Here is a 6,437-nt window from a genome sequence, read left to right on the forward strand (position 1 = left end):
GATAAGAGCTACGGCCTAAAAAGCGTTTCGGCGCCGAGCGCGGGCGGGCATTACGACGCTACCGGCCGCCTACCGCGCCCGATAATACGGCACCGTATCCAAGCATCGCGCAAACGGCACACTCGCATCGCAAAGAATCGCGCCGCAAGGAGCCGCGACTAGGCTAGATCGCGCCTCAAAAATCTCGCGATGACAAAATTTCGCGGCTTTAATTTAACAGGCCTCTTAGTCGCGACGGCCCGCCGCGCAAACCGTTAAATTTAGCCGCGTTTAGCCTATCGCTGTAGGCTCTTTTCGTAGGCCTCGGCGTCAAAGTCCTTCACGCGAGCGACGCCGTCATCTACCGCAGCCTGCGCCACCGCAGCAGATACTACCGCCAAAGCCCGCTTGTCGAACGGATTTGGGATGACGTAATCCTTTCCGAATTTAAGCTCTTTGACGCCAAGCATCTCGCAAATCTCCTCGGGCGCGCCCTTGCGAGCTAGGTTTGCTAGCGCGCGCGCCGCAGCCATTTTCATATTTTCGGTGATCTTTTTAGCTCTTACGTCAAGTGCGCCGCGGAAGATATACGGGAAGCCCAGGACGTTGTTGATCTGATTTGGATAGTCGCTTCTGCCGGTGCCGATCATCGCGTCGCTTCTGACCTCTTTGATCTCTTCGGGGTAAATTTCAGGTACCGGATTTGCGAGCGCGAAGATGATCGGATGCGGCGCCATCGACGCTACCATTGCTTTACTTACGATACCCGGTTTGCTAAGGCCCAAAAACATATCCGCGCCCTTCATCGCATCTTCCAAGCTCCTAGCCTGCGTATCTAGAGCAAATTCCGCTTTCTCTTTCGTAAGATCGGTTCGCGCCGTATGGATTACGCCTTTTGAATCGATCATGACGATATGTTTGGCGCCTAGCGCCTTATACATCTTAGCGCATGCGATGCCCGCAGCGCCCGAGCCGCTTACGACGATCTTCATATCCTCGATCTTTTTGCCGCTAATTTCAAGCGCGTTTATCAACCCCGCCGTAGTGATCATCGCCGTGCCGTGCTGATCGTCGTGCATGACGGGTATATCGAGCGCGGCCTGTAGGTTTTGCTCGATCTCGAAGCACTCGGGAGCTTTGATGTCTTCTAGATTTATACCGCCGAAAGTAGGCCCCAAGGCTTTGCAAATTTCTACGATCTTTTTTGGATCCTTCTCGTCGATCTCGATATCAAACGCATCGACGCCCGCAAATTTTTTAAATAAAACCGCCTTGCCCTCCATGACGGGCTTTCCGGCGATCGCGCCGATGTCTCCGAGCCCCAAAACGGCCGTACCGTTGGTGATGACGGCTACGAGATTGGCCTTATTCGTGTATTTAAACGCGGCCTCGTGATCATTTTCGATCACCTTACAAGGCTCCGCGACGCCCGGCGTGTATGCAAGCGCCAAATCCGCCGCCGTAGCGCACGGTTTTTTCACGTTCGTTCCGATTTTGCCGCCTAGATGGTACTCCAAAGCCGCCTCAACATTCACTTTAGCCATTTTACAATCCTTTTTCAATCAAATTTGAAATTCTAATCTTAACTTCGTCGCTTCCTAAAATTTCACAAATTTCAAAAATCGACGGACTAACGCTTCCTCCCGTGATCGCAACGCGCAGCGGCTGAGCTAGGTCTTTTAGCTTGACGCCGTTTGCGTCCAAAAATTTCATCGTCTCCTCCTCGCACTCCTTTGCGCTCAAATTTACGCCTAAAATTTCTTTAAATTTTGCCAACAAGCTTAGCGAATTTTCCGTTATGAATTTCTTATGCGCCTTCTCGTCGTAGCAGCTCGGGCGGTTTAGAAGAGCCCTAATGCCCTCAGCCATCTCCGCTAGCGTCTTTGCGCGCTGTTTGTACTGCTGCGCGATGAGATGTTTTTTCGCGTGCGAGCGGATATCGACGCCGAATTCTACAAGCTGCGCGGCAAGCTCGTCGTCGCCCGAGTTTTTAATATAATGCGCGTTTAACCACTCGAGCTTGGTTTGGTTGAAAGTACTGGAGCTCTTGTTGATATGGTTGGGATCAAAGTAGCGCTTCATCTCCTCCATGCTAAAAATTTCATCGTCTCCGTGGCTCCAGCCCAGGCGCACTAAAAAATTTAGCAGAGCTTGCGGCAGATAGCCCATACGTTTGTATTCCATCACGTCGGTAGCGCCGTGACGTTTGCTCAGCTTGCTGCCGTCGGCGCCGTTGATCATCGCGACGTGGTAAAATTTCGGGATTTTAAAGCCTAGCGCGTTATACAGCACGATCTGCTTCGGGGTGTTGCTTAGATGATCGTCGCCGCGGATCACGTCCGTGACGCCCATCAGCGCATCGTCGATCACGACCGTGAAGTTATACGTAGGCGTGCCGTCGCTTCTGGCGATGATGAAATCGTCCAAAATGTCCTCTACGTTAAATTTAATATCGCCCTTGATGCCGTCTTTGAATTCTACCGTGCCGCTAAGCGGGGATTTGATGCGGATTACGGGCTCGATGCCTCCAGGCGGCGTGCCGGTAAAATCGCGATAGCGATTATCGTAGCGCGGGCGCTCTTTGCGAGCTTCCTGCTGCGCGCGCAGCTCGTCCAGCGCATCCTTGCTCATATAGCATCTGTATGCCTTGCCCTCATCTAGCAGCTTTTGGACGTATTGTCTGTAAAGATCGAAGCGTAAGCTTTGATACACTACCTCTCCGTCGTAATCCAAGCTGCACCACTTAAAGGCCTCCTCGATCGCCTGCGCGGCCTCCTGCGAATTGCGCTTCAGATCGGTATCCTCGATGCGCAGCAGAAATTTTCCGCCGTTTGCTCTAGCGTAGAGGTAATTAAAAAGCGCCGTTCTAAGTCCGCCGATATGCAAATATCCGGTGGGGCTCGGCGCGAAACGAGTGACTATCATAAAATTCCTTTGCAAAAATTACCATTTAATGTTATAATCGCGGTTTCGTAATTATAAAGTAAAAAGATTAAATAAAGGTTGAAAATGATAAAAAAACTACTTTTTTCTGCGATGATCTGCGTCGCTTACGCAGGCGCCGAGGTAGTAAACGGCGTCATCGCCGTGGTAGATAACGAGCCCATCACGAACTACGAGCTGGTGAAGGTCCAAAAATTAACCGGCGCTTCACCGCAAGCCGCGATGGAAATTTTAATCGGACAGAAGCTTCAACAATCCGAAATCAAACGCCGCGGCATCGCGGTAAATGACGCAGAGATCGGCGCGAGATTTAAAGCGATCGCCGATCAAAACAAACTAAGCGTCGATCAGCTAAAAACCGCGATCCAAAGAGAGGGCATGGACTACGAGGACTTCAAAACGAATATCCGTCGCGCCCTGCTAGAAGAAAAGCTCTACGGTTCGATCTTTTCTGAAGTGCAGCGCAAAACCACCCCCGAAAACGTCAAAAAATTCTACACGCAAAATAGCTCTTTATTTACGACCTTCGATAGCATCACTCTCACCCGCTACATCGCAAAATCGCAAGCTCAGCTCGATAAGATCCGCGCAAATCCCAAACTCCGTCCGGGCGACGTGTATGTGATGAAGGGAACCCTCAAGGCCAACCAAATGGACGAGGGGCTAAAATACATCGTCACGAACGTCGAACAGGGCAAATTTTCGCCGATCATCCCTACGCGCAACGGCTACGAGATGTTTTATGTAAACGACAAAAAAGGGCTTCGTACGCTTGATTTTGACAGCGTGCAAGATAGAGCGATCGAAGGCTACGTGACCTCCGAACGCAAAAAGGCGGTCGCCGAGTTCAACGACAGGCTCCGCTCAAACGCCAATATCCGCATCATCGAGCGTCCGCAGACAAAAACACAAAAGAGCGCCAAAAATAGCTCTAAGGTAAAGGTGCAAAAAAGGCAGTAAATTTTAAAATCTGCCGCCGCGCATTAAATTTTATAGAATTTAACGCCGATAGCGCAAGGGCAAGCGTGCAGCTTGTCCGCTCGCGCGTAAAATTTTGATAAAATTTAAAGGCTTTGCGTGATAGTAATCAACGATTTTACCGAACTTAAGAGCGATCCTAGAAGCGGCGGCATAAGCGCTGCGGACTTCGGCGCGAGCAAATTTTGTTTTGGCGTCGATACGGCCTTTAAACTCGTTGCCGTTTGGAGCGACGAATATGACGGCGAGGAGCTAAATTTTAAAATTTAAGACTTTGATCGCGAGCTTAAATTTAGCCTTCGAGAGCCGATCATCTACGCAAAATTCGAACCCCGCGCGGCTCAAATTTGGCTGGCGCGCCGCGACGGCGAGGGGCAAATCACGATATTGATTTATGGCTACGGCGGCGAGTTAAAGTCGAATTTAGCTCTGCCCGATGAACTTAGAAACTCGGACGTGTGGATGGATGAGCTGCCGCAAATAGGCGGCATGGCGATAGGTCTCGGCGCGAGACAGGACGGCAGCAGATCGTTTCTGCTGCGTGCGGACGGAAGCGAGCTAAATTTGACCGCCGAGCTCGAAGAGGATTTTAGTTTTTTGTTTGCGCTAGAGGGCGGGCACGCAAACGAGCGGGAAAGCAAACTAGGAAGCGTGCCGCAGCAGGCTCATAAACAAAACGGCGCCAATGGGCAATGCGAACGGATGCTCGAACGAGAGTGCCTGCGCGATCAGAAAGACACGCTAGATAGTAAATGCTACGACGAAAAAAGCGCGAGCAAAAATATGCTTTGAAGAGCGGGCGCGAAAATGTGCAAAAAATCGAGCAACCGCGCGAGCGGAAAAATAACCGACCGCGCGAAGCGGTGTTGCTAAATTTATACGAGTAAGAGATTGCTATCGTGAGCTACCCGCAACTAGAGCCGCTGCGCAAATTTTGCTTCCCCGATGAGCTCGCGCTGGACGGCGAAACGCGGGAATTTATGCTCGGCGGTATGGTGCCGCTAAATGAAAAAATTTGGCTCGTGCGCGACGACGACTACTTTCGCCGCTATCTTTTTGACGCGATAAAATTTGAGTTCATCGCCGAGATCGCTCTGGCGGGCTTTGAACCCAAAGCAGGCTCGCTCGGCGAGATCGCCTCATCGATCTGCGATATAGACTGCCGCGAGGACAAATTGATCTTCACCCACTACGAGCTGGCAGGCGAGGGCGAGCAAACGCGCGAGATAAATCGCTATTTTGAGGCGGACGCCGCAGCGCTAGGGCAAATTTTTACTACAAAACGGGCTTGCCCGCTTAAAATTTAATATTATCCGTTTTTATTGCATAGTTTAAAATATATATCTTTTATCTTTTCCGCTTGAAATATGAGCGGAATATCGTCCGTTGCTAACAGTAGCGGCCAGCGCCCGACGACGCCGCCGACAATTAAATCTGTTTTGTAAAAAGTATTGTTCTTTAACCGATCCTCGTCAAGTATCTTTATCGGTAAAACACACGAAACTTCCCTATATTGCCCACACTCGGTACATAATTGACGGCGTATCAAGTTAGGGTTATTGCCGTAATCGTATCTTACCTCGATATCGCATTGTAGAAGATAAAAATTCTTTGAACGCGGAAGTTTGATAAATGATAATCCGCTTAAACTATATTTATTGTATATATCGACAAATCTTTGCGACACGACAGTCTCTCCGTCCCAGCAAGAAGAATAATCGCATCTCTTTTTTAGCACAAATGTTTCCGCAGCCGCCATTGCCGCTTCATAGCGATTGACGATTAGTTTACATTTGGAGCAAAATTTCAATAACTCTTTTTCGTCGCCGTAAAAACAGGCATTGTTATCAACGCCGCTTACTCTATAGTATTTCACCGTACCCTTCCCCAAAAGCATTATTAATACAAAAATTTTAATCTTCGGCGATTTTTATTTACAAAAGCTTTTTGCCGTATCTTCATCTGCAACTCCCTGTTAAATGCTTGAACTGCGGCGTTTCTCGAAAGATTCACTTCTCGCAGCTATCGATAGTAGCGTCTTTGCCATTATCAAGCCATAAAAACTTTAGGTTTTTACATGTATGAATATCTGTTATATTTTTATATTCGTCCAGCAAATCAAAAGTTCTTCCTAAAAATAAAAGCGCTATTGTATTACCACGATTCGCCATGTTTAAATTTCTTAATGATCCTACGCGTTAAATTTACTCGCGCCCCGTTTAATCGTATTGCCTAAAAGCAAATTAAAATTTTAAAATTTCATCGCGGCACGGCGCTAACGGAGGCTGCTTGCGCTACTTGCCGCCTAGATACTCCTGTAGCGTTTTAACTTCAAGCGCGGATTCGTCCTTTATCGAGCAGATCGAGCGCGTAGCGGCGATCGCCGCCTTCATCGTCGTAAAATACGGTAGTCTAAAACGCGGTACGCACGCAAAAAATCGCAAGCGATGCTGGGCGGCGAGTATAAATTCAAACGGTGCGCGGCGACGTAATGCTAAAGCCGCACGAATGTCAAGCGGCGCAGAAATTTCAAGCGA

The 6,437-nt window shown here is 49.2% G+C and carries 8 protein-coding genes; 5 read left to right on the plus strand and 3 right to left on the minus strand.

All coding sequences use genetic code 11. The features are described 5' to 3' along the window. Positions 1–275: 275 nt before the first annotated feature. Positions 276–1,523 carry a malic enzyme-like NAD(P)-binding protein gene (locus tag Q0393_RS03435; RefSeq protein WP_298977927.1) on the minus strand — a complete coding sequence of 416 codons (1,248 nt, stop codon included), beginning with the start codon at positions 1,521–1,523 and terminating at the stop codon, positions 276–278. A gap of 1 nt (position 1,524) precedes the next feature. Next, positions 1,525–2,904, minus strand: a complete 1,380-nt coding sequence (gene gltX / locus Q0393_RS03440) for a glutamate--tRNA ligase (RefSeq protein ID WP_298977929.1) — start codon at positions 2,902–2,904, stop codon at positions 1,525–1,527. Between the two features lie 84 nt (positions 2,905–2,988). Here gltX and Q0393_RS03445 point away from each other — a divergent pair, with 84 nt between their 5' ends. The 4 genes from Q0393_RS03445 (at position 2,989) to Q0393_RS03460 (ending at position 5,207) form a co-directional block, all read left to right on the plus strand. Further along, complete coding sequence (locus Q0393_RS03445) at positions 2,989–3,882, plus strand: peptidylprolyl isomerase (protein ID WP_298977931.1); 894 nt, start codon at positions 2,989–2,991, stop codon at positions 3,880–3,882. A gap of 117 nt (positions 3,883–3,999) precedes the next feature. After that, entirely contained in the window at positions 4,000–4,170 is a 171-nt protein-coding gene (locus tag Q0393_RS03450; protein WP_298977933.1) for a hypothetical protein, read from the plus strand. A 117-nt stretch (positions 4,171–4,287) separates the two neighbouring features. Beyond that, on the plus strand, positions 4,288–4,692 hold the full coding sequence (locus Q0393_RS03455; RefSeq protein ID WP_298977936.1) for a hypothetical protein: 405 nt from the start codon (positions 4,288–4,290) through the stop codon (positions 4,690–4,692). A 107-nt stretch (positions 4,693–4,799) separates the two neighbouring features. After that, positions 4,800–5,207, plus strand: coding sequence for a hypothetical protein (locus Q0393_RS03460; RefSeq protein ID WP_298977937.1), 408 nt, complete (start codon positions 4,800–4,802; stop codon positions 5,205–5,207). Between the two features lie 2 nt (positions 5,208–5,209). Here the strand turns inward: Q0393_RS03460 and Q0393_RS03465 are convergent, their stop codons facing one another. After that, positions 5,210–5,776, minus strand: coding sequence for a hypothetical protein (locus Q0393_RS03465; RefSeq protein ID WP_298977938.1), 567 nt, complete (start codon positions 5,774–5,776; stop codon positions 5,210–5,212). A gap of 413 nt (positions 5,777–6,189) precedes the next feature. On the opposite strand from Q0393_RS03465, the gene Q0393_RS03470 reads away from it, so the two are divergent. Beyond that, positions 6,190–6,437: hypothetical protein (locus tag Q0393_RS03470; protein WP_298977940.1), on the plus strand; the 248-nt coding region annotated here is incomplete at its 3' end.

It is taken from the genome of uncultured Campylobacter sp., from assembly GCF_938015785.1.
Classification (GTDB): domain Bacteria; phylum Campylobacterota; class Campylobacteria; order Campylobacterales; family Campylobacteraceae; genus Campylobacter_B.